This window comes from Bradyrhizobium sp. SZCCHNR2028 (genome assembly GCF_032380995.1).
Taxonomy (GTDB): domain Bacteria; phylum Pseudomonadota; class Alphaproteobacteria; order Rhizobiales; family Xanthobacteraceae; genus Bradyrhizobium.
Window position 1 is genome coordinate 342,245 of the sequence record NZ_JAUHJF010000006.1, and the last position, 20,089, is coordinate 362,333.

The following is a 20,089-nucleotide window of genomic DNA, read 5'->3' on the forward strand; positions in this document are numbered from 1 at the left end:
CAATGCTTCCTGATTAGCCGTTCAGGAACATTGTCTTCAACTGGGAAAATTTGGGTCGATCGGGGGACGGAGTCTCGCGTTCCCCTGATACCGCCGATGCGCGCGGAGGTCAGTCCGCCTTGAGATCCTCGGGGCGCGGCATCGAGATCACGTTGTAGCCGGAATCGACGTAGTGGATCTCGCCGGTGACGCCACCGGACAGCTCCGACAGCAGATAGAGCGCCGAGCCGCCAAGCTCCTCCAGGGTCACGCCGCGGCCGAGCGGCGAGTGCTTCTGCTGGAACGCGAACATGAAGCGGGCATCGCCGATGCCCGAGCCCGCCAGCGTGCGCACCGGTCCGGCCGAGATCGCGTTGACACGGATGCTGCGGCGGCCGTAGTCGGCGGCGAGATAGCGCACCGAGGCTTCCAACGCGGCCTTGGCAACGCCCATCACGTTGTAGTTCGGCATCACCCGGTTGGAGCCGTCGAAGGTCAAGGTGATCATGCTGCCGCCGCTCTCCGGCATCAGCTCGGCGGCGCGCTTGGCGATCTCGGTGAAGGAGAAGCAGGAGATCAGCATCGTGCGCGCAAAATTCTCGCGCGAGGTGTCGGCGTAGCGGCCCTTGAGCTCGTTCTTGTCGGAGAAGGCGACGGCGTGGACGACGAAGTCGAGCCCGCCCCAGGCCTCCCGGAGCGCCGTGAATACACTGTCGACGCTGGCGATGTCCTCGACGTCGCAGGACAGCACGTGCTTGACGCCGAGTTCGTCGGCCAGCGGACGGACGCGCTTGCCGAGCGCGTCGCCCTGATAGGTGAAGGCCATCTCGGCGCCATGCGCCGCCAGCGTCTTGGCGATGCCCCAGGCGATCGAATGGTCGTTGGCGATGCCCATGACCAGGCCGCGCTTGCCTGCCATCAGACCCTGCATGATGTCTCTCCTTCGTCATGCCGGGATCGGCCCAGCCAGGATGATCGTTCCGCCTTCGAGACGCCGATGGCCGGACATCGGTGCGAAGAATGAGCTTCGCGCTGCTGCCCGGCCATGATGCCGACGAAACCAGTGCTGTTGGAAATCTTAAGCGTCGAGCTGCTTGAACACCAGTGTCGCGTTGGTGCCGCCGAAGCCGAACGAGTTCGACAGCACGGTGCCGAGCTTGGCGTTGTCGATGCGCTTGCGGACGATCGGCATGTCGGCGAAGGCCGGGTCGAGCTCGGTGATGTTGGCGCTCTCGCAGATGAAGCCGTTCTTCATCATCAGCAGCGAATAGATCGCCTCCTGGACGCCGGTGGCGCCGAGCGAGTGGCCGGTCAGCGCCTTGGTCGCGGCGATCGGCGGACACTTCTCGCCGCGGCCGAACACTTTCCGGATCGCCTCGATCTCCGGCGGATCGCCGGCGGGTGTCGAGGTCGCATGCGGATTGATGTAGTCGATCTTGGTCTTCACGGTCGACAGCGCGAGCTGCATGCAGCGCTCGGCGCCCTCGCCGGAAGGCGCAACCATGTCGTAGCCGTCGGACGTCGCGCCGTAGCCCACGATCTCGCCGTATATCTTGGCGCCGCGCGCCTTGGCATGCTCGAGCGCTTCCAGCACGAGGACGCCGGCGCCGCCTGCGATCACGAAGCCGTCGCGCGTCACGTCATAGGGCCGCGACGCGGTGGCGGGCGTGTCGTTGTGCTTCGACGACATCGCGCCCATCGCGTCGAACAGCACCGACAGCGTCCAGTCGAGCTCCTCGCAGCCGCCGGCGAACATCACGTCCTGCTTGCCGTACTGGATCATCTCGTAGGAATTGCCGATGCAATGATTGGAGGTCGCACAGGCCGAGGAGATCGAGTAGTTGACACCCTTGATCTTGAACCAGGTCGCCAGCGTCGCCGAGGCCGTCGACGACATCGCCTTCGGCACGGCGAACGGACCGACGCGCTTCGGGCCCTTGGTGCGGGTAATGTCGGCCGCTTCCACCAGCGTGCGCGTCGATGGCCCGCCTGAGCCCATGATGATGCCGGTGCGGACGTTGGAGACGTCGGTCGGCTCCAGCCCGGAATCGAGGATCGCCTGCTCCATGGCGACATGATTCCACGCCGCCCCCTCGCCGAGGAAGCGCATGGCGCGGCGGTCGACCACGTCGGCGGGATTCAGCGTCGGCGCACCTTGCACCTGCGAACGAAAACCAAGCTCGGCATATTTCTCAGCACGGGAGATGCCGGACTTCGCCTCGTACAGGCTGGCGAGCACCTCCTGGGTGTTGTTGCCGATCGATGAGACGATGCCCATGCCCGTGATGACAACCCGCCTCATGATGTCCGCCTCACTTTGTTCGTGTGTTCTGTTGCAGCCGTGCCTGCTGCACTGTCTGTGGTCGCAGCCCGCTGGTTCAAGTCGGCGCGGCGTCCTGCTTGAACAGGCCGACCTTCAGGTCCTTGGCGCGATAGATAATCTCGCCATCCATCGAAAGCCACCCGTCGGCAATACCGAGCACCAGCTTTGAGCGCATCACGCGCTTGATGTCGACATTGTACACAACCTTGCGCGCGGTCGGCAGAACCTGGCCGGAGAACTTGAGATCGCCGAGGCCCAGCGCACGGCCGCGCCCGGCGCCGCCGGTCCAGCCGAGGTAGAAGCCCACCATCTGCCACATCGCATCGAGGCCAAGACAGCCCGGCATCACCGGATCATTCTTGAAATGGCAGCCGAAGAACCAGAGATCCGGCTTCACGTCGAGCTCGGCGCGGACGACACCCTTGCCGAACTCGCCGCCGGTCTCGGAGATCTCGACGATCCGATCGAACATCAGCATCGGCGGCAGCGGCAGTTGCGCATTGCCGGGGCCGAACAGCTCTCCGCGGCCGCAGGCCAGCAGGTCCTCGTATTCATATGCGCTGCGCCGATCCAGCATGCTTGGTGGCCTTTCTCAACGATCCCCGGTGGAATTTGTGCCGCGCGACATGGACCCTTCCCGCGCGCCGCCCCCCTCCGCGCCGCGCTGGCCGGTCATCGCGTCGGCACGAAGGCTGGGCCATCGCACCTGGCGAACATGACCGTTGTCAGCGGCGGGCCTAACGACGCCTGGATTCGCGCACATGGCCATCACGGCCGCCGGCGCTCACCATGGCAGGGCAAATCGGGTCCGGGCGCTCTCTAACATAGAGGATTGCGGCGTCAATGCGCGTATCCAGGTAAATCGACGCAGCACCGGGGCCCGCGCCCGAACCGGGCGGTAAATGCAGTTTAGGGGCGTTCTAGATACGTTAGTTGCGATAAGCTTGCATCTGAATGGGTTTCTTCCTATATCGATTATAGATGAGAGCGAATTGTGCGGTGCTTGAAGTGGATGTCAGCAACAACGCCTCGATGAGTGGTCATGACCGCGGCAGCCCGGATCTCGGGAACGGCCGGCAGCCAGCCCTCAACGGCTGCCCATGGCACGACGTCAACGAGATGCTGCAGGCGGCCGGGCTGCGCCCGACCCGCCAGCGCATGGCCCTTGGCTGGCTGTTGTTCGGCAAGGGTGCGCGGCATCTGACGGCGGAAATGCTCTACGAGGAAGCGACGCTGGCCAAGGTTCCGGTCTCGCTCGCCACGGTCTATAATACGTTGAACCAGCTGACCGATGCCGGCCTGTTGCGTCAGGTCAGCGTCGACGGCACCAAGACCTATTTCGATACCAACGTCACGGCCCACCATCACTTCTATCTCGAGAACAACCACGAGCTGGTCGATATCCCTGACCAGCATCTGGCGTTGTCGAAGCTGCCGGAGGCGCCCGAAGGTTACGAGATCGCCCGGATCGATATGGTCGTCCGGCTGCGCAAGAAGCGCTGAGCCTCCGGAACATCTTCATCGAGGCATCATGCCCGCGCCCGCTGCGGGCATTTTTGTGTCGGAAGCGCGTCAGGATGGAGGTCAGCGCCTTGCACTGACCTGGGCCTTCAATTGACCTGTTCGTCGGCGTAGACGCCCCACAGCCGCTGCTGCTGGATCCAGCCTTCGAAACCATTGCCGAGCACGCGGCACCAGCCATTGCCGCATTTCTTCACCTGCGCGACGACGCCGGCCTGCAGCCGCGCCGTGACCGCGCTCGCCGCGTCGGCGCTCTCATAGATCGGGGCGAGATCGTCCTTGTTCTTCATCGTGACCACCGCCGTGCGGCGCCCCGACAGCAACGAGTGATAGACCCACCCCTCCGAGCCCTCGGAATCGCGCACGCGGCGCCAGTTCTCATATTCCGCGGTGATCTCGACCGGCAGGCCGGAGCGTGTATAGACCCAAGCCACGTCGTTGTCCTTGGTCGGACCGGCGCGAACGTTCACATGATCCGACTTCAGGCTGACATAGCGCGGCACCGGCAGGCCACTGGTGGTGAGAACGGAGTCCTTCGCCGCAACGCCCCCTCTGCCGACGGCAACGTCGAACAGACAGACCAGCAGCACCACGACTGCACCGAAACGCCACAACGTCAATTTACTCAACTCACTCTCCCTCGAAAGGACCGACGCGCGCTCCGATCAAAGCGGATTGCGTTGCGATCCTTCGCCCGATCCCCATCGAACTGCCCGGCTGCCCCCCTTCGTGCACAGAGAGGGCTTGCCGAAAGCGCCAGTCCCGACCCGCCGTTGGCTTCTTGTCTTGGCCCGGCCTTCTGCTAGACAGGACCGAACACAAGCGGCCAGGAAGCGCCTGAGAATCGCTCGCGAAGCCCTGTCAGGAACGGATCGGCCCACCTGCGAGATCCGACACGACCAGTCCAGGGAAGCGCCGCTCTCAGGCGACGACGGTAGTTTCGGCGAACCCGGTTAATGAGGTCTGAAGGATCTCATGAGAGCAGCATATGTCAGGTAGGAAAAAGCCCCTCGTCGTGGTGACACGCAAGCTGCCGGACTCGGTCGAGACCCGCATGCGCGAGCTGTTCGACGCCAGGCTCAATCTCGACGACGAGCCGTTGAGCCAGGAACAGCTCGCCGACGCCGTGCGCACCGCCGAGGTGCTGGTTCCGACCGTCACCGACCACATCAGCGCCGACATTCTCAATCAGCCCGATTGCAAGCTGCGCATGATCGCCAACTTCGGCAATGGCGTCGACAATATCGACGTTGCGGCGGCGGTGGCGCGCGGCATCACCGTCACCAACACGCCGAAGGTCCTCACCGAGGACACCGCCGACATGACCATGGCGCTGATCCTCGCGGTGCCGCGGCGGCTGATCGAGGGCGCCTCGATCCTGACCGAGGGCAAGAACTGGGCGGGCTGGTCGCCGACCTGGATGCTCGGCCACCGCATCGGCGGCAAGCGCTTGGGCATCATCGGCATGGGCCGCATCGGCCAAGCCGTGGCGCGGCGCGCCCGCGCCTTCGGCCTGCAGATCCACTATCACAACCGCCGCCCGGTCGCCCCGGTGATCGCCGACGAGCTCGGCGCCACCTACTGGGAAAGCCTCGACCAGATGCTGGCGCGGATGGACATCATCTCGGTGAACTGCCCGCACACGCCGGCGACGTTCCATCTCTTATCGGCGCGTCGGCTGAAGCTGATCCGCAAGGACGCCTACATCGTCAACACCGCGCGCGGCGAGGTGATCGACGAGGAGACGCTGACGCGGCAGATCGAGGCCGGCGACATCGCCGGCGCCGGTCTCGACGTGTTCGAGCACGAGCCCGCGGTCAATCCGCGCCTGGTCCGACTCGCCAAGGCCGGCAAGGTGACGCTGCTGCCGCACATGGGCTCGGCCACCATCGAGGGCCGCGTCGAGATGGGCGAGAAGGTCATCATCAACATCAAGACCTTCCTCGACAACCACCGCCCGCCGGACCGCGTGCTGCCGAGCATGCTGTAGGCCGATCGATCCGCCAGCCTCTTAGTCGGTGTCCCCGACGCGATCGCGCTGCACCTTGTCCACGACGGCAGCGGAGTGGGTGTCAAGCCCGGCACCTCATCACATGTGTCGTCCCCGCGAACGCGGGGACCCATACCGCGTGATATCTGAAACAGGCAGGCCGCACGTTCCGCGCATATCACCGAATGCGGTGGCTATGGGTTCCGGATCGGCGCCCGCCGACGCTCTCGCGTCGCCGGGCTTGTCCGGGACGACAACGGAGGACTTGGCGCGGTTCTCACCGCATTACGGCTTCTGATGCGCACCCAAATCCGCAATCACCGGCCCATCCCCGTTCAGCGGATTCGTCGGATCGCGGCCATAGCGCAGGGTCTCGAAGCGCATCGTCCGCGCGTCCAGCATCAGCAGCCGGCCGACCAGGCCCTCGCCGAAGCCGACGATCTCGCGGATCGCCTCCAGCGCCATCATCGACCCCAGCATGCCGGCGAGCGCCCCCATCACGCCAGCCTCGGCGCAGGCCGGGACGGTGCCGGGTGGCGGCGGCTCCGGGAACAGGCAGCGATAGGTCGGATTAAGCTGGCCCTTCTCATCCCGCTCATGCGCCCGGATCGTCGTCAGCGACGCATCGAAGGTGCCGAGCGCGCCGGTGATCAGCGGCCGCGCGGCCAGGAAGCAGGCATCGGAGACGAGATAGCGGGTGTCGAAATTGTCGGAGCCGTCGAGCACGAGATCATAAGCGCCGATCAGATCGAGCGCGTTGTCGGCATTGAGCCAGGTCCGATGCGCCATGACGCTCACATGCGGATTGAGCGCGTTGATGCGCTCGGCGGCGCTCTCGACCTTGGGTCTGCCGATGTCGGGGGTCGCATGGATGACCTGGCGCTGCAAATTCGACAGCGACACCACGTCATCGTCGACGACGCCGATCGTGCCGACGCCGGCAGCGGCGAGATACATCAGCGCCGGCGCGCCGAGGCCGCCTGCGCCGACCACCAGCACCGCGGCGCGCTTCAGCGCCGCCTGACCGGGACCGCCGACGTCGCGCAGCACGATGTGACGGGCATAGCGCTCCAGTTCTTCGTCGCTCAGCATCGTTGCACCGTCCTTCCGCTGCCGCACCGCTGTCAGCCCATTGTCGGCCCGTAGCGAAGACGGCGGATCTCCGCACTGAACCCTCGCCGGATTGTGACCGACCAAGCAGATGTGCTTATTTATGTCAGCGGCAAGAGCATCGGGATTTGTCATGAGACGGCTGGCCTCGGCAACCTTCATCTGCGCCATCGCCGCGTGCGCATCGGCGCAGGCACAGACGCCGCAGGGCGCGTTGCCGGGCGCCAAGCCCAAGCCCGTCGCGACCCAGCCGGTGCGCCCGGGCGTGCAGGCTCCCGCCGACACCGCCAATGCGATGAGCCAGGCCGAGCGGCTCGCGCTGCAATCCGATCTCGCCTGGGTCGGCCAGTACAATGGCGCGATCACCGGCGACGTCAGCGAGCGCATGGTCAACGCGATCAAGGAGTACCAGAAGCTCGCCGGCGGCAAGCCGACCGGCGTGTTGAACCCGCAGGAGCGCGCCGTGCTCGGCGACACCGCGCGCCGCAAGCAGGAGGGCGTCGGCTGGAAGCTCGTGACCGAACCGGTCAGCGGCGCGCGGCTCGGCATTCCCACCAAGCTGGTGCCGCAACAGACCAGCGACGGCACCGGCTCGAAATGGACCTCGCCCACCGGCACCGTGCAGGTCGTGCTGTCACGCCGCAAGGAGGCCAACCCGACCACCGCGGCGCTCGCCGACCGCGAGAAGAAGGAGCCCGGCCGCACCGTCGATTACAGTGTGGTGAAGCCCGACTTCTTCGTGCTGTCCGGGCTGCAGAACCTGAAGAAGTTCTACATCCGCGGCACCTTTCGGGGCGACGAGGTGCGTATCCTGACCATCCTCTACGACCAGGCCACCGAGAACACGGTCGAGCCGGTCGTGATCGCGATGTCGAGCGCGTTCACCGCGTTTCCGTCGACATTGGCCGCGCAGCCCGCGCCACGGCGCAGCGTCGATTACGGCACCGGCATCATCGCGAGCCAGGACGGCGCCATCATCGCCGATCGCGAGGTCACCGACAGCTGCGTCGCGATCACCGTTCCCGGCTTCGGCCATGCCGAGCGCGTCGCCGAGGACAAGGAGCGCGGGCTCGCGCTACTGCGCATCTACGGCGCGCGCGGCCTGAAGCCGCTGGCGCTGTCGGGCGGCCGTGCGAAATCGTCGGTCGACATCGTCGGCATCGCCGATCCGCAGAGCCAGGGCGGTGGTGCCGCGATCAGCACCGTCAAGGCCCAGCTCGCCGCCAACGGCGCGGGTGACGCCTCGCTGGCGCCGGCGCCGGGCCTCGGCTTCTCCGGCGCGGCGGCGCTCGACGGCGATGGCAAGTTCGCCGGCGTCACCCTGCTCAAGCCAGGAATCATGGCCGGCACGGCGCTCATCCCGTCCACACAGGTCGTGATGGTGAGCGCCGATGCGACGCGCGCCTTTCTCGCCACGCATGGCGTCAAGCCCGACGGAACCTCGCTCGACGCCAAGGCGGCGACGGTGCGCGTGGTCTGCGTGCGGAAGTAGAGCCTGCGCCAAACCGGTTCGGCATCGCGATCATGCCGCTGCGCACTGCGGCGCGGCAGCGTTTACGCAATGTTAAGCATGTCGTTTTAGAAAAAATTAAGGGCCCAACGGCGGCCGACGGGGATCGGACGTGCAGCATCGCGACTGCATGGGATGATGCTCGGCGATGCCGATCGCTCGCCCGCGGCTCGCTGCCACTCAACTTCCTAGCACCTTGCTATCAACTCGGAACGGCTCCCGCCGTAGTCAACCGGTCTGTGCAGGCACAGGCCGAGCGTGAAATAGTTCGAACAGTTTTGTCGGCGTGCTGATTCGGACCACCGCGATCGCTCTTCATGAGTTGGATCGGGCCGGGACTGTCCTGAGCGAGAATAGCTCTGCACCGCGATCGCGATGCGCTCAGCTTTGGCGTTCTCATAAGTTCCGTCAACATCCGAAGGACTGTCTCCCGATGTACACGATCGTTTTGGCCACGCAGAAGGGCGGCAGCGGCAAGAGCACGCTGGCGATTGGTCTGGCCGTGGCGGCCCAGCGGGCCGGCCACAAGGTGCGCGTGATCGAAACCGACCGTCAGGGCACGCTGACCAAATGGCAGGCGCGCCGCGCCGCGGGCGAGCCGATCGTCGAAGCCGTCTACGATGCGAAGATGATCGAGCCGCGGCTCGAAGCGCTGGAGCGCGATGGCGTCACCCTCTGCATGATCGACACCGGGGCCGGCATCACGGCATCCACGACGGCCGCGATCCGCCACTGCGATCTGTGCCTCATTCCGGCGCGGCCGAGCGTCGCCGATATCGAGGCGACGGCACCGACGCTCAGCGTCGTCAAAGCCTGGCGCAAGCCGTTCGCCTTCGTGCTCAACCAGGCCCCGATCCGCGGCGGCCACCGCGTCACCGACGCGACGACCGCGCTCGACGCCGACGCGCCGCGCGACATCGCCGAGGTGCTGGCGCAACCCTTCATCATGATGCGCAACGACCACCAGGACGCGCTCGCCGCCGGTCTCGGCGTCAGCGAGTTCGACGCGGCCGGCAAGTCGGCGCAGGAGATTCGCAGCCTGTGGCGCTGGACCGCGGGCAAGCTCGCCGGCGACCACGTCATGCACGACGCGGGCGAGCTGAAGGACGCGAGCGAGCACGCCGAGGTCGAATTCCCGATCATGCTGACGCCGCAGGCCGAGGAGGCGAAGCTGCCGGTGACGCGGGCCTACCCGACCTGGGCCGACAATGGCATCAACTGGAAGGCTGGGTTGTAGTTGGAATTTGCTCTGAGCTTTCACGGCGCGGGCGGTGCGCTCCCTCTCCCCGCAAGGCTGGGAGAGGTTCAGAAACCCGACGACCGCGCGCCCGTCTCCAGCGCCTTGATCCGCGCATCGGCGCGACGCAGTCGGCGGCACAGCTCGCGATTGATGTTTTGCATCACGATCACATAGGCCTGGATGTCGGCCTTGTAGAACGCGTAGAGATTCTGTGCCGTCAGCTCATACAAGATGGTCGGCGTCTCCGCGACCACCGTGGCCGACCTGTTCTGCATTTCGAGCAAGGTCATCTCGCCAAAGAAATCACCGGGCGCGAGAGACGACATGCGGATCGCAATGCCCGTCTCCAAGCGCTCGCTCACCTCCAGCGTGCCGCTGTGCACGACGAACATCGAGCGGCCCGCCTCGCCTTCGGCGACGACCACGGCGCCCCTGTCGAAGCGGCGCTCCACCAGCATCGAGACCAGCAGATCGAGGCTCGCGTCGGGCAGGCCGCCAAAGAACGGCGTCGCGAGCAGGAATGCTTTCAGATCGGGCGAGCTGACAGCCATGGCCGCAGTATACGCCTACCCTCGTCCGTCACAAGCGGACCCGCGCAGCCGGCCGTGCGCCGGCGCGTCGGCTGCTACATCACTTCTGGCACTTCGGACACCAGAAGGTCGAGCGTCCGTTCTGCACGAAACGCTTCACCACGCCGCTGCAGCCATCCGTCCGGCACGGCTCGCCTTCGCGGTCATAGACCTGGAACGAATGCTGGAAATAGCCGAGCTCGCCTGATGTCTGGCGGTGATCGCGCAGCGATGAGCCACCGGCGCGGATCGCCTCGTTGAGCACGGTGTGGATCGCTTCCACCAGACGCCTGGCGTGATCCGTGGGCTCGCCCTTCTTCGTGGCGAGCGTCGCCGCCAGCCGCCGCGGCGACAGGTGCGCGCGGAACAGCGCCTCGCAGACATAGATGTTGCCGAGCCCGGCGACGACGCGCTGGTCGAGCAGCGCCGCCTTGAGGCTGGTCTTCTTGCCGGCACAGGCGCGCGCCAGCATGCCGGCATCGAATTCGTTGCCGAGCGGCTCGGGCCCGAGATCCTTCAGATGCGGCTCCGCCTCGATGTCGCCGCGCGCGATGATCTTCATGAAGCCGAAGCGGCGCGGATCGTTGAATACGATGTCGGCACCTGACGACATGTGAAACACGACATGGTCGTGCACGCTGTCCTTGCCGCGCGGAGTGTGAAACTCGCCGGGCGTCTCCTCGTGCTCCGGCTTGATCACCCGGAACGAGCCGGACATGCCGAGATGCATCAGGAGCACGTCCCCGGAGCCGAGATCGGCCAGCAGATATTTGGCACGCCGGCCGAGACCCCTGACGGTCTGGCCCTGCAGGCGCTTCGCAAAATCGGGCTGGAACGGAAACCGCAGGTCGCCACGCCGGGCCTCGGCCTTGACGATGACCGCGCCTTCCATGACCGGCTGCAGCCCGCGCCGGACGGTCTCGACTTCGGGCAGCTCAGGCATTCCTGTTCATTTCACCTTTTGCATCCGCGACCATTCACCTTGTCTGGCTGACGTGATAGCGCCTTGGCCGCATCGGCGCTATGGTGCTGTATCGGAGTAAGGGTGATGGATCAGCCGGACCAAACCACTCATTTCGGCTTCAGGGATGTGCCTCTGGGCGAGAAGCAGACGCTGGTGAACGACGTGTTTCACAGCGTGGCGTCGCGCTATGACCTGATGAACGACCTGATGTCGGGCGGACTGCACCGCGTCTGGAAGGACATCATGATCAACACGCTGAACCCGCCGAAGAGCGATGCGCCGTTCGCGCTGCTCGACGTCGCCGGCGGCACCGGCGACATCTCCTTCCGCGCCGCCCGGAAGGCCGGCGCCGGCTTCCATGCCACCGTGTGCGACATCAACATCGACATGCTCGAGGTCGGGCGCCAACGGGCGCTGAAGCAATATCTCGACGACAAGGTCTCGTTCGTCGAGGGCAATGCCGAGAAGCTCGCCTTCCCCGACCGCTCCTTCGACGCCTATACGATCGCGTTCGGCATCCGCAACGTGCCGCAGATCGAGTTGGCGCTCGCAGAAGCCCATCGCGTGCTCAAGCATGGCGGCCGCTTCCTGTGCCTGGAGTTCTCGACCGTCGAGGTCCCCGGGCTCGACAAGCTCTACGACCTGTTCTCCTTCAACGTGATCCCGCAGCTCGGCCGCGCCGTCACCGGCGATGCCGAGTCCTACCGCTACCTCGTCGAATCGATCCGCCAGTTTCCGCGCCCCAGCGCCTTCGCCGAGATGATCTCGGCCGCCGGCTTCTCCCGCGTGTCCTGGCAGACCCTCTCCGGCGGCATCGTCGCGCTCCATTCCGGCTGGCGTTTGTGATCTCCGCACTCACTCATATTACGCGGCTCGCCCGGGCCGCCTTCGTGTTCGCGCGCGAGGGCGTGTTCGGCGCTGTCGATCCGAGCCTGGCGCCGCCGCCGGGCCAGCTCGCGCTCAAGCTGGCGCGGCTGGTCGAGCGCCCCGGCGCCAAATCCGGACCAAGATTGTCGCGCGCGCTGGAGCGGATGGGCCCGGCCTATCTCAAGCTCGGCCAGTTCCTGGCGACCCGGCCCGATGTCGTCGGCGTCATCATGGCGCGCGATCTCGAATCGCTGCAGGACCGGCTGCCGCCATTCCCGCAGGCCGAGGCCGAGGCGGTCATCGCCACCGCCCTCGAACGTCCGATCAGCCAGCTGTTCACGCATCTCGGCCCGCCGGTCGCCGCCGCCTCGATCGCGCAGGTGCATCGCGGCGAGGTCGAACACGACGGCATTCGTCGTCCGGTCGCGGTGAAGGTGCTTCGGCCCAACGTCGCCGCGCGCTTCCGCCGCGACCTCTCCGATTTCTTCTTCGTCGCCGAAAAGGCCGAGGCGCATTCGTCGGAAGCGCGGCGGCTGCGGCTGGTCGAGGTCATCAACACGATGTCGCGCTCGGTCGCGATGGAGATGGACCTTCGCCTGGAGGCCGCCGCGCTCTCGGAGATGGCGGAAAACATCAAGGACGATCCGGACTTCCGCGTGCCCGCGGTCGACTGGGATCGCACCGCCAACACCGTGCTGACGATGGAGTGGATCGACGGCATCGCGCTGAACGATCACGCCCGACTCGCGGAGGCCAATGTCGATCTGCCCGACGTCGGCCGCAAGGTGATCCAGAGCTTTCTGCGCCACGCCCTGCGCGACGGCTTCTTTCACGCCGACATGCATCCGGGCAACCTGTTCCTGGACCAGCAGGGCCGGCTGGTCGCGGTCGATTTCGGCATCATGGGCCGGCTCGGCATGAAGGAGCGGCGCTTCCTGGCCGAAATCCTGCTCGGCTTCATCACCCGCGACTATCGCCGCGTCGCCGAGGTGCATTTCGAGGCCGGCTACGTGCCGCCGCATCATTCGGTGGAGAATTTCGCACAAGCCATCCGCGCCATCGGCGAGCCGATCCACAACCGCACGGCCGAAGAAATCTCGATGGCCAAGCTGCTGACCCTGCTGCTCGAGGTCACCGGCCTGTTCGACATGCGCACCCGACCCGAGCTGATCCTGCTGCAGAAGACCATGGTGGTGGTCGAGGGCGTCGCGCGCGGCTTCGATCCCAAGCTCGACATCTGGAAGGTCGCCGATCCCGTGGTGCGCGAATGGATCGAGCGTAATCTCGGCCCGCTCGGCCGCATCGAAGGCGCCGTGTCCGGCGTCGGCGACCTAGTCCGGCTCAGCGCGACCCTGCCCGTGCTCGCCGCCCGCGCCGCCGCCGTGCTGGAGCACATGGAGAGCATGACCCGCGACGGCCTGCGGCTGTCGCCCGAAACCATCGCCGCCATGGGCCGCACCGAAGGCAAGAAGAGCCGCTGGCGCGCCATCGCGCTGTGGGTGATCGCGCTGACCTTCATCGGCATCCTGTTCGCGGTGCTGAGGCTGTGACGAAGATGTAGGGTGGGCAAAGGCGCAGCCGTACCGTTTCCGCGTGCGAGATCGCAGTGGCGCCGTGCCCACCGTCCTACCGATGCATGCGCATCGACGGTGGGCACGCTGCCGCCTGCGGCTGCTGCTTTGCCCACCCTACGGCTTGATTGCACTGCTGTCATTTTCTGCTAGCATTGCACTCACAACGACAATGCTGGGGAGGCGGTCATGGCGAGCCTGACCATCCGCAAGCTGGACGACTCTCTCAAAACTTATCTGCGCCTGCGCTCGGCGCAGAACGGGCGCTCGGTCGAGGAGGAAGTCCGGGTCATCCTGCGCGCGCTGATCGAGCCTGTCGATCCGTCCGAGCCGCCAATGGCGCCGCCAGCTCCAGCCAACCCGTCTGCCCCGCTCGTCCCCCAGCCCGGCCAGGTGCGCGACCCGCGCGTTACCCTGATCATTGGCGGCGGCATCGCCGCCTACAAATCGCTCGACCTGATCCGGCGGCTGAAGGAGCGCCACATCCACGTCCGCTGCGTGCTGACCAAGGCGGCGACGCAATTCGTGACCGAGCTCGCCGCATCGGCGCTGTCGGGAGATCGTGTCTTCACCGATCTGTTCGACGCACGCAGCGAGTTCGACGTCGGCCATATCCGGCTCGCGCGCGACTGCGACCTGATCGTGGTGGCACCGGCGACCGCCGACCTGATGTCGAAGATGGCGCACGGCGCCGCCGACGACCTCGCCAGCGCCATCCTGCTCGCGGCGAGCCGGCCGATCCTGCTGGCGCCGGCGATGAACCCGATGATGTGGAGCAACCCGGCGACGCGCCGCAACGCGGCGACCCTGCAGCGCGACGGCATCCAGATGATCGGGCCGAACGCCGGCGAGATGGCGGAGAAGGGCGAGGCCGGTGTCGGCCGCATGGCCGAGCCGACCGAGATTGCGGACACCGTCGTCGCCATGCTCAAGCCGCCGACGCCGCGCCCGCTCGCCGGCCGCCGCGTGCTGATCACCGCGGGCCCCACCCACGAGCCGATCGACCCGGTGCGCTACATCGCCAACCGCTCCTCCGGCAAGCAGGGCTTTGCGATCGCCGCCGCCGCGCAGGCCGCCGGCGCCGACGTGCGGCTGATCGCAGGACCGGTGGAGCTTGCCGACCCCAAGGGCGTCAGCGTCACCCACGTCGAATCGGCGCGGCAGATGCTCGACGCCGTCGAGGCCGAGCTGCCCGCCGACGTCGCGATCTTCGCCGCGGCGGTGGCCGACTGGCGCGTCGCCAATGAAGGCGGCCAGAAGCTGAAGAAGACGGACAAGGCGATCCCGCCGCTGACGCTGGTCGAGAACCCCGACATCCTCGCCACGATCTCGAAGCTGAAGGAGAAGCGGCCGGGACTCGTGATCGGCTTCGCCGCCGAGACGGAACATCTGATCGACAACGCCAAAGCCAAGTTCGCGCGCAAGGGCTGCGACTGGATCGTCGCCAACGACGTCTCGCCTTCGACCGGCGTGATGGGCGGCGACCGCAACACCGTGCATCTCTTGACGAGGGATGCCGATGGCGTCCATGTCGCGTCCTGGCCGATCATGACCAAGGACGAGGTCGCGACGGCGCTCGTCGCCGAGATCGCCAGAACCATGGGACCCATTGCGTGACACAGACCATCGCGATCGACGTGCAGATCCTGCCGCATGGCGAGGGCCTGCCGCTGCCGGCCTATCAGACCGCACATGCCGCGGGGCTCGATCTGCTCGCCGCCGTTCCGGCCGATGCACCGCTCGTCCTTGGGTCAGGCAGCCACGCGATGGTGCCGACGGGACTGTCGATCGCGCTGCCCGACGGCTACGAGGCCCAGGTGCGGCCGCGTTCGGGGCTCGCTGCGCGGCACGGCGTCACGGTGCTGAACTCACCGGGCACGGTGGACGCGGACTACCGCGGCGAGATCTGCGTGCTGCTGATCAACCACGGCAAGGAACCGTTTACGATTCGCCGCGGCGAGCGCGTCGCACAGATGGTGATCGCCTCCGTCGTACGCGCCGAGCTCAGCCTCGCGACAACCTTGCCGACCACCGCGCGCGGCAGCGGCGGCTTCGGCTCGACAGGCCGTTGAACTACGGGCTTGCCACTGTTCCGACTCGAAAGAGTCGATCGGCGGACGCATTTTCCTCAGGCGCAACCATCGTTCACGGTCTGGACTCTTACCGCTGGAGTCCCGAAGCGGTTATGGTTGATTGATTCGTGAGACGGCGCGGGCGACGCGATCGGCGCCGCCCGAAACTTCGTGCGGTTTGGGGCAAATATGTCGGGCGTGATCGTGGTGATGCGTCAGACGCTGCTGTCGTGCACGTCACTCGCGCGCAAGGGCCTGATGGGTCTCGCTGCGACTGCGCTTGCGCCGGCGACACCGGGCTTCGCAGGCGGTGGCGTGCCGCCGGATGCGATCACGACGCTGTTCGAGCTGAGCCGTCCTGATGTCGCCGAGGTGACGGCGATGCTGGCGCTGCTCGGCTTCTCCGTCGTCGCCGCGGTCGCGCTGGTGCGCACGCGTCTGGCGGCCGGCCGGAAGGAAGCGCGGCTGCGCGCCGACATCGCCGAGCTGCAATTGCAGGCCGATCGCTACCGCGCGCTGCTGTTCGCCGAGCCGCAGATCCTGATCGCCTGGCCGGCCGGCGGCCACCGCCCGCAGATCTCCGGCGACACCGCGATGCTGGTCCCGCAGGATCAGCCGCAGCGCATTCTCGCCTTCGGAACCTGGCTGCCGCCGGAGCCCGCGCTGCAGCTCGACCGCGCCGTCGACGCGCTGCGCGAGGCGGGCGAGGGCTTCATGCTCAATCTCACCACCTCGCACGGCCATGCCATCGAGGCGATGGGCCGCGCCATCGGCGGCCAGGCCATCGTGCGCATCCGTGAATTGTCCGGTCTGCGCCGCGAGCTCGCCGAGACGCAGCTCCGCTTCAAGGCGCTCGGCGAGGAGACGGAGTCGCTGCGCGCGCTGGCATCGGCGCTGCCGTGGCCGATCTGGGCACGGCAGGCCAATGGCGCCCTCGCTTACGTCAACGCCGCCTATGCCCGTGCCGCCGATGCCCGCGACGTGCCGGACGCGATCAGCCGCAACATCGAGCTGCTCGACTCCGCCGACCGTACCGACCTGCAGCGCGCACTCGGCGCCAACGGCCGTTTCGAGGGCCGGCTGCCGATCGTGACCGGCGGCGAGCGCCGCATGTATGACGTGCGCGCCTTCATGCTGGGCCACGGCAGCGCCGGCGTCGCCATCGACGCCAGCGAGGCGGCGGCGCTGGATGCGGCCGTGGTGCGGATGCGGGAAGCACACCGGCGCACGCTCGATCAGTTGTCCTCGGGCGTAGCCGTGTTCGACGGCCAGCGCCGGCTCGCCTTCTACAACGACTCCTATCGCCGGCTGTGGGGTCTCGATCCCACCTTCCTGGACAGCCAGCCGGACGACTCGTCGGTGCTCGACCGTCTGCGCGCCGCGCGCAAGCTGCCCGAGCAGGCCGACTTCCGGGCCTGGAAGGCCAAGCTTCACGAGGCCTATCGCGCCGTCGAGGCCGCCAAGGACACCTGGTTCCTGCCCGACGGCCGCGCGCTGTCGGTCGTCACCACGCCGAACCCGGAAGGCGGCGTCACCTATCTGTTCGACGACGTCACCGAGAGCTTCGCGCTTGCCCGCCGCTTCGACGGCTTGATCCGGGTCCAGCGCGAGACCCTCGACAGCCTTGCCGAGGGCGTCGCGGTGTTCGGCTCGAACGGCCGGGTCGAGCTGTTCAATCCGGCCTTCGCCAAGATGTGGCGGCTGTCGCCGGATCAGTTGCGCGAGCATCCGCATATCGACACCGTGGAATCCTGGTGCCATCAGCTCTACGACGACGCGGTCGCCTGGCGCACCATCCGCGAGGCGATCACGTCGATCGAGAACCGGCTCGACGTTGCGCTGAAGCTCGAGCGCAAGGACGGCAGCGTGCTCGACTGCATGAGCCGGCCGCTGCCCGACGGCGCGACCATGCTCACCTTCCAGGACATCACCGACACCGAGAATGTCGAACGGGCCCTGCGCGAGAGCAACGAGGCGCTCGAAGCCGCCGGCCAGATGAAGATCGACTTCGTCCACCACGTGTCCTACGAGCTGCGCGCGCCGCTGACGACGATCATCGGCTTCGCGCATTTCCTTTCCGATCCGTCGACCGGGCCGCTGACGCCGAAGCAGGCCGAGTATCTCGACTACGTCACCAAATCCACCAACGCGCTGCTGGCGCTGACCAACAACATTCTCGACCTCGCCACCATCGATGCCGGCGCCATGAAGCTCGAGCTCGGGCCGGTCGATGCCACCAAGGCGATCGAGGCCGCGGCCGAAGGCGTGCAGGACCGGCTTGCCACGGATCGCATCCGATTGACGATCGCGGTGGACCCCGATGTCGGCTCCTTCGTCGGCGACGAGCGCCGCGTCGTCCAGGTCCTCTACAATCTGCTCGCCAATGCCGTCGGCTTCTCGCCGCCGGATTCGAGCGTCGCCGTCAGCGCCCGCCGCACCGATCACAGCGTCATCTTCGCGGTCACCGATTCCGGCCCCGGCATTCCGCCCGAGGTGAAGGACAAGGTGTTCGAATGGTTCGAGAGCCATTCGCAGGGCTCGCGCCATCGCGGCGCCGGCCTCGGCCTGTCGCTGGTGCGCTCCTTCGTCGAGCTGCATGGTGGCAGGGTGCGGATGGATTCGGTGGTCGGCAAGGGCACCACGGTCACCTGTGACTTCCCGACCGACCACGTCGCGCAACGCAACGCCGCGGAATGACGGACCAGCTGACATTCACCACCGCGCTGGCGGACGAGACCGCCACCGCCGCCCTGATGGCCGATCTCGCGCTGCTGATCGGCCCGGGTGCACTGATCACGCTCACCGGCGATCTCGGCGCCGGCAAGACGGCGGCGGCGCGGGCGATGATCCGGTACCTCGCCGGCGACGACGAGCTGGAGGTGCCGAGTCCGACCTTCACTCTGGCGCAGAGCTACGATCTGCCGAGCTTCCCGCTGGTGCATGCCGATCTCTATCGCATCAGCGACGCATCGGAGCTCGAGGAGATCGGCCTGTCGCCGCTGCCGGAGGCGACCGTCGTGCTGATCGAATGGCCGGAGCGCGCCGGCGGCACTCTCCCGCTGGACCGCGTCGACATCGCGCTGCGCCACGATCCATCGCAGGGCGACACCGCCCGCAGCGCCGAGATCACCGGCAGCGGCAAGGCGGCCGCGGTGGTTGCACGGCTGAAAGCCTTGCGCGAATTCCTCGCCGAGGCCGGGCACGCCAGATCGCGCCGCGAGCACATGGCCGGCGACGCCTCGACCCGCTCCTATGCGCGGCTCCACAAGGGCGAGCGCGTCTACATCCTGATGAACTCGCCGAAGCGGCCCGACGGCCCGGCGAGCTACAACGGCAAGCCCTATAGCGGCGCCGTGCATCTCGCCGAGGACGTTCGCCCGTTCGTCGCGATCGCCGCCGCCTTGCGCGGACGCGGCATCTCGGCGCCGAAGATCAACGACGCCGATCTCGGCCACGGCTTTCTCGTCACCGAGGATCTCGGACGCGAGGGCGTGATCGAGGGCGACCCGCCACGGCCGGTCGTGGAGCGCTACGAGGCCGCAGTCGATGTTCTCGCGTCGCTGCATGGGCAGGACGTGCCCGCCGTGCTGCCGCTGGCGCCGCAGGTGACCTACAAGGTCCCGACCTTCGACATCGACGCGATGCTGATCGAGATCGGCCTGATGCTCGAATGGTACCTGCCCGACCGTGGCGTGGAGCTGTCGCAGGTGCTGCGCGCCGAATTCCTGGAAAAATGGCGCGAGTTGCTGGAGGCGCCGCTCGCGGCCAAGCCGACCTGGGTGATCCGCGACTATCATTCGCCGAACCTGCTGTGGCTGCCGTCGCGCGAAGGCATCGCGCGCGTGGGCGTGATCGACTTCCAGGACGCGGTGATGGGCCCGCCGGCTTACGACGTGGTCTCCCTGGCGCAGGACGCCCGGATCGACGTGTCGGCGGAGATCGAGCAGGCGCTCCGAGAGCGCTACATCGCCGCACGCCAAGCTGCGCCGACGGACTTCGACGCCGACGAATTCGGCACGCACTACGCGATCATGTCCGCCCAGCGCAACACCCGCCTGCTGGGCACCTTCGCCCGCCTCAACCGCCGTGACGGCAAGCCGCACTACCTCAAGCACCAGCCTCGCATCTGGGACTATCTCCACCGCGCGCTGGCGCACGCGGCGCTGGAGCCGCTACGCGATTGGTACGCGGCGAATGTGCCGCCACCGGCTGGCGTAGCTTGAGGCACCCTCTCACGGCACCGACGGTGCGCTCCCCTCCCCCTTGCGGGGAGGGGTTGGGGGTGGGGGTTCGCAGGGGTATGAACCGGGCTGAGTCCTGACAATTCAGACCGGGTTGATTCCTGACAGGCAAGCTTCGTCCGATTCGAAGGA

General features: G+C 66.9%; 17 protein-coding genes. 10 read left to right on the forward strand and 7 right to left on the reverse strand.

All coding sequences use genetic code 11. The features are described 5' to 3' along the window. Window positions 1-109 precede the first annotated feature (109 nt). The 3 genes from fabI to fabA all read right to left on the reverse strand — a co-directional run bounded on the left by fabI (window position 110) and on the right by fabA (window position 2,879). Window positions 110-910, reverse strand: a complete 801-nt coding sequence (gene fabI, locus QX121_RS13570) for an enoyl-ACP reductase FabI (protein ID WP_315735608.1) — start codon at window positions 908-910, stop codon at window positions 110-112. A 147-nt stretch (window positions 911-1,057) separates the two neighbouring features. Then, window positions 1,058-2,281 carry a beta-ketoacyl-ACP synthase I gene (gene fabB, locus QX121_RS13575; RefSeq protein ID WP_315812181.1) on the reverse strand — a complete coding sequence of 408 codons (1,224 nt, stop codon included), beginning with the start codon at window positions 2,279-2,281 and terminating at the stop codon, window positions 1,058-1,060. Window positions 2,282-2,357: 76 nt separating this feature from the next. After that, window positions 2,358-2,879 (reverse strand): 3-hydroxyacyl-[acyl-carrier-protein] dehydratase FabA, encoded by a 522-nt coding sequence (gene fabA, locus QX121_RS13580; RefSeq protein ID WP_315735612.1) that lies wholly within the window; start codon window positions 2,877-2,879, stop codon window positions 2,358-2,360. A 455-nt stretch (window positions 2,880-3,334) separates the two neighbouring features. Here fabA and irrA point away from each other — a divergent pair, with 455 nt between their 5' ends. Continuing rightward, window positions 3,335-3,805 carry an iron response transcriptional regulator IrrA gene (gene irrA, locus QX121_RS13585; RefSeq protein ID WP_315758200.1) on the forward strand — a complete coding sequence of 157 codons (471 nt, stop codon included), beginning with the start codon at window positions 3,335-3,337 and terminating at the stop codon, window positions 3,803-3,805. A gap of 107 nt (window positions 3,806-3,912) precedes the next feature. On the opposite strand, the gene QX121_RS13590 is transcribed toward irrA, so the two are convergent. Beyond that, window positions 3,913-4,398 (reverse strand): SH3 domain-containing protein, encoded by a 486-nt coding sequence (locus QX121_RS13590; protein ID WP_409997689.1) that lies wholly within the window; start codon window positions 4,396-4,398, stop codon window positions 3,913-3,915. Between the two features lie 413 nt (window positions 4,399-4,811). Here QX121_RS13590 and QX121_RS13595 point away from each other — a divergent pair, with 413 nt between their 5' ends. Further along, window positions 4,812-5,813 (forward strand): D-glycerate dehydrogenase, encoded by a 1,002-nt coding sequence (locus QX121_RS13595; RefSeq protein ID WP_315735614.1) that lies wholly within the window; start codon window positions 4,812-4,814, stop codon window positions 5,811-5,813. A gap of 285 nt (window positions 5,814-6,098) precedes the next feature. Here the strand turns inward: QX121_RS13595 and QX121_RS13600 are convergent, their stop codons facing one another. After that, window positions 6,099-6,905: a molybdopterin-synthase adenylyltransferase MoeB gene (locus QX121_RS13600; protein ID WP_315812182.1), complete on the reverse strand. Its 807-nt coding sequence runs from the start codon at window positions 6,903-6,905 to the stop codon at window positions 6,099-6,101. A gap of 151 nt (window positions 6,906-7,056) precedes the next feature. Between QX121_RS13600 and QX121_RS13605 the strand changes: the two genes are divergently transcribed. Both QX121_RS13605 and QX121_RS13610 read left to right on the forward strand, forming a co-directional pair. Continuing rightward, on the forward strand, window positions 7,057-8,415 hold the full coding sequence (locus QX121_RS13605; RefSeq protein ID WP_315812183.1) for a peptidoglycan-binding protein: 1,359 nt from the start codon (window positions 7,057-7,059) through the stop codon (window positions 8,413-8,415). Between the two features lie 451 nt (window positions 8,416-8,866). After that, a complete protein-coding gene (locus tag QX121_RS13610; RefSeq protein WP_315812184.1) occupies window positions 8,867-9,670 on the forward strand; it encodes a ParA family protein in 804 nt (267 codons plus the stop codon). A gap of 68 nt (window positions 9,671-9,738) precedes the next feature. Here QX121_RS13610 and QX121_RS13615 read toward each other — a convergent pair whose 3' ends face one another. Both QX121_RS13615 and mutM read right to left on the reverse strand, forming a co-directional pair. Next, complete coding sequence (locus QX121_RS13615; RefSeq protein WP_315775824.1) at window positions 9,739-10,224, reverse strand: cyclic nucleotide-binding domain-containing protein; 486 nt, start codon at window positions 10,222-10,224, stop codon at window positions 9,739-9,741. A 79-nt stretch (window positions 10,225-10,303) separates the two neighbouring features. Then, window positions 10,304-11,185, reverse strand: a complete 882-nt coding sequence (gene mutM / locus QX121_RS13620) for a bifunctional DNA-formamidopyrimidine glycosylase/DNA-(apurinic or apyrimidinic site) lyase (RefSeq protein WP_315812185.1) — start codon at window positions 11,183-11,185, stop codon at window positions 10,304-10,306. A 105-nt stretch (window positions 11,186-11,290) separates the two neighbouring features. Here mutM and ubiE point away from each other — a divergent pair, with 105 nt between their 5' ends. The 6 genes from ubiE to tsaE all read left to right on the forward strand — a co-directional run bounded on the left by ubiE (window position 11,291) and on the right by tsaE (window position 19,939). After that, window positions 11,291-12,052 (forward strand): bifunctional demethylmenaquinone methyltransferase/2-methoxy-6-polyprenyl-1,4-benzoquinol methylase UbiE, encoded by a 762-nt coding sequence (ubiE, locus tag QX121_RS13625; protein ID WP_315812186.1) that lies wholly within the window; start codon window positions 11,291-11,293, stop codon window positions 12,050-12,052. Further along, window positions 12,049-13,623 carry a 2-polyprenylphenol 6-hydroxylase gene (gene ubiB / locus QX121_RS13630; protein WP_315812187.1) on the forward strand — a complete coding sequence of 525 codons (1,575 nt, stop codon included), beginning with the start codon at window positions 12,049-12,051 and terminating at the stop codon, window positions 13,621-13,623. Before ubiE ends, ubiB begins: the two co-directional genes overlap by 4 nt. A gap of 210 nt (window positions 13,624-13,833) precedes the next feature. Continuing rightward, the gene (gene coaBC, locus QX121_RS13635) at window positions 13,834-15,261 is read left to right on the forward strand and encodes a bifunctional phosphopantothenoylcysteine decarboxylase/phosphopantothenate--cysteine ligase CoaBC (RefSeq protein ID WP_315812188.1); all 1,428 of its coding nucleotides are present in this window, start codon (window positions 13,834-13,836) and stop codon (window positions 15,259-15,261) included. Further along, window positions 15,258-15,716, forward strand: coding sequence for a dUTP diphosphatase (gene dut / locus QX121_RS13640; RefSeq protein ID WP_315812189.1), 459 nt, complete (start codon window positions 15,258-15,260; stop codon window positions 15,714-15,716). The genes coaBC and dut overlap by 4 nt, the downstream gene beginning before the upstream one ends. 189 nt (window positions 15,717-15,905) lie before the next feature. After that, window positions 15,906-18,413 (forward strand): sensor histidine kinase, encoded by a 2,508-nt coding sequence (locus QX121_RS13645; protein ID WP_315812190.1) that lies wholly within the window; start codon window positions 15,906-15,908, stop codon window positions 18,411-18,413. Then, on the forward strand, window positions 18,410-19,939 hold the full coding sequence (gene tsaE, locus QX121_RS13650; RefSeq protein ID WP_315784435.1) for a tRNA (adenosine(37)-N6)-threonylcarbamoyltransferase complex ATPase subunit type 1 TsaE: 1,530 nt from the start codon (window positions 18,410-18,412) through the stop codon (window positions 19,937-19,939). Before QX121_RS13645 ends, tsaE begins: the two co-directional genes overlap by 4 nt. Window positions 19,940-20,089: the final 150 nt, after the last annotated feature.

Coding starts and splice junctions, on each gene's coding strand:
- ubiE (WP_315812186.1), top strand. CDS start 11,291: ATGGATCAGCCGGACCAAACCACTCATTTCGGCTTCAGGGATGTGCCT.
- QX121_RS13615 (WP_315775824.1), bottom strand. CDS start 10,224: ATGGCTGTCAGCTCGCCCGATCTGAAAGCATTCCTGCTCGCGACGCCG.
- QX121_RS13610 (WP_315812184.1), top strand. CDS start 8,867: ATGTACACGATCGTTTTGGCCACGCAGAAGGGCGGCAGCGGCAAGAGC.
- QX121_RS13645 (WP_315812190.1), top strand. CDS start 15,906: ATGTCGGGCGTGATCGTGGTGATGCGTCAGACGCTGCTGTCGTGCACG.
- tsaE (WP_315784435.1), top strand. CDS start 18,410: ATGACGGACCAGCTGACATTCACCACCGCGCTGGCGGACGAGACCGCC.
- QX121_RS13600 (WP_315812182.1), bottom strand. CDS start 6,905: ATGCTGAGCGACGAAGAACTGGAGCGCTATGCCCGTCACATCGTGCTG.
- mutM (WP_315812185.1), bottom strand. CDS start 11,185: ATGCCTGAGCTGCCCGAAGTCGAGACCGTCCGGCGCGGGCTGCAGCCG.
- coaBC (WP_315812188.1), top strand. CDS start 13,834: ATGGCGAGCCTGACCATCCGCAAGCTGGACGACTCTCTCAAAACTTAT.
- QX121_RS13595 (WP_315735614.1), top strand. CDS start 4,812: ATGTCAGGTAGGAAAAAGCCCCTCGTCGTGGTGACACGCAAGCTGCCG.
- QX121_RS13605 (WP_315812183.1), top strand. CDS start 7,057: ATGAGACGGCTGGCCTCGGCAACCTTCATCTGCGCCATCGCCGCGTGC.
- fabB (WP_315812181.1), bottom strand. CDS start 2,281: ATGAGGCGGGTTGTCATCACGGGCATGGGCATCGTCTCATCGATCGGC.
- fabA (WP_315735612.1), bottom strand. CDS start 2,879: ATGCTGGATCGGCGCAGCGCATATGAATACGAGGACCTGCTGGCCTGC.
- fabI (WP_315735608.1), bottom strand. CDS start 910: ATGCAGGGTCTGATGGCAGGCAAGCGCGGCCTGGTCATGGGCATCGCC.
- irrA (WP_315758200.1), top strand. CDS start 3,335: ATGAGTGGTCATGACCGCGGCAGCCCGGATCTCGGGAACGGCCGGCAG.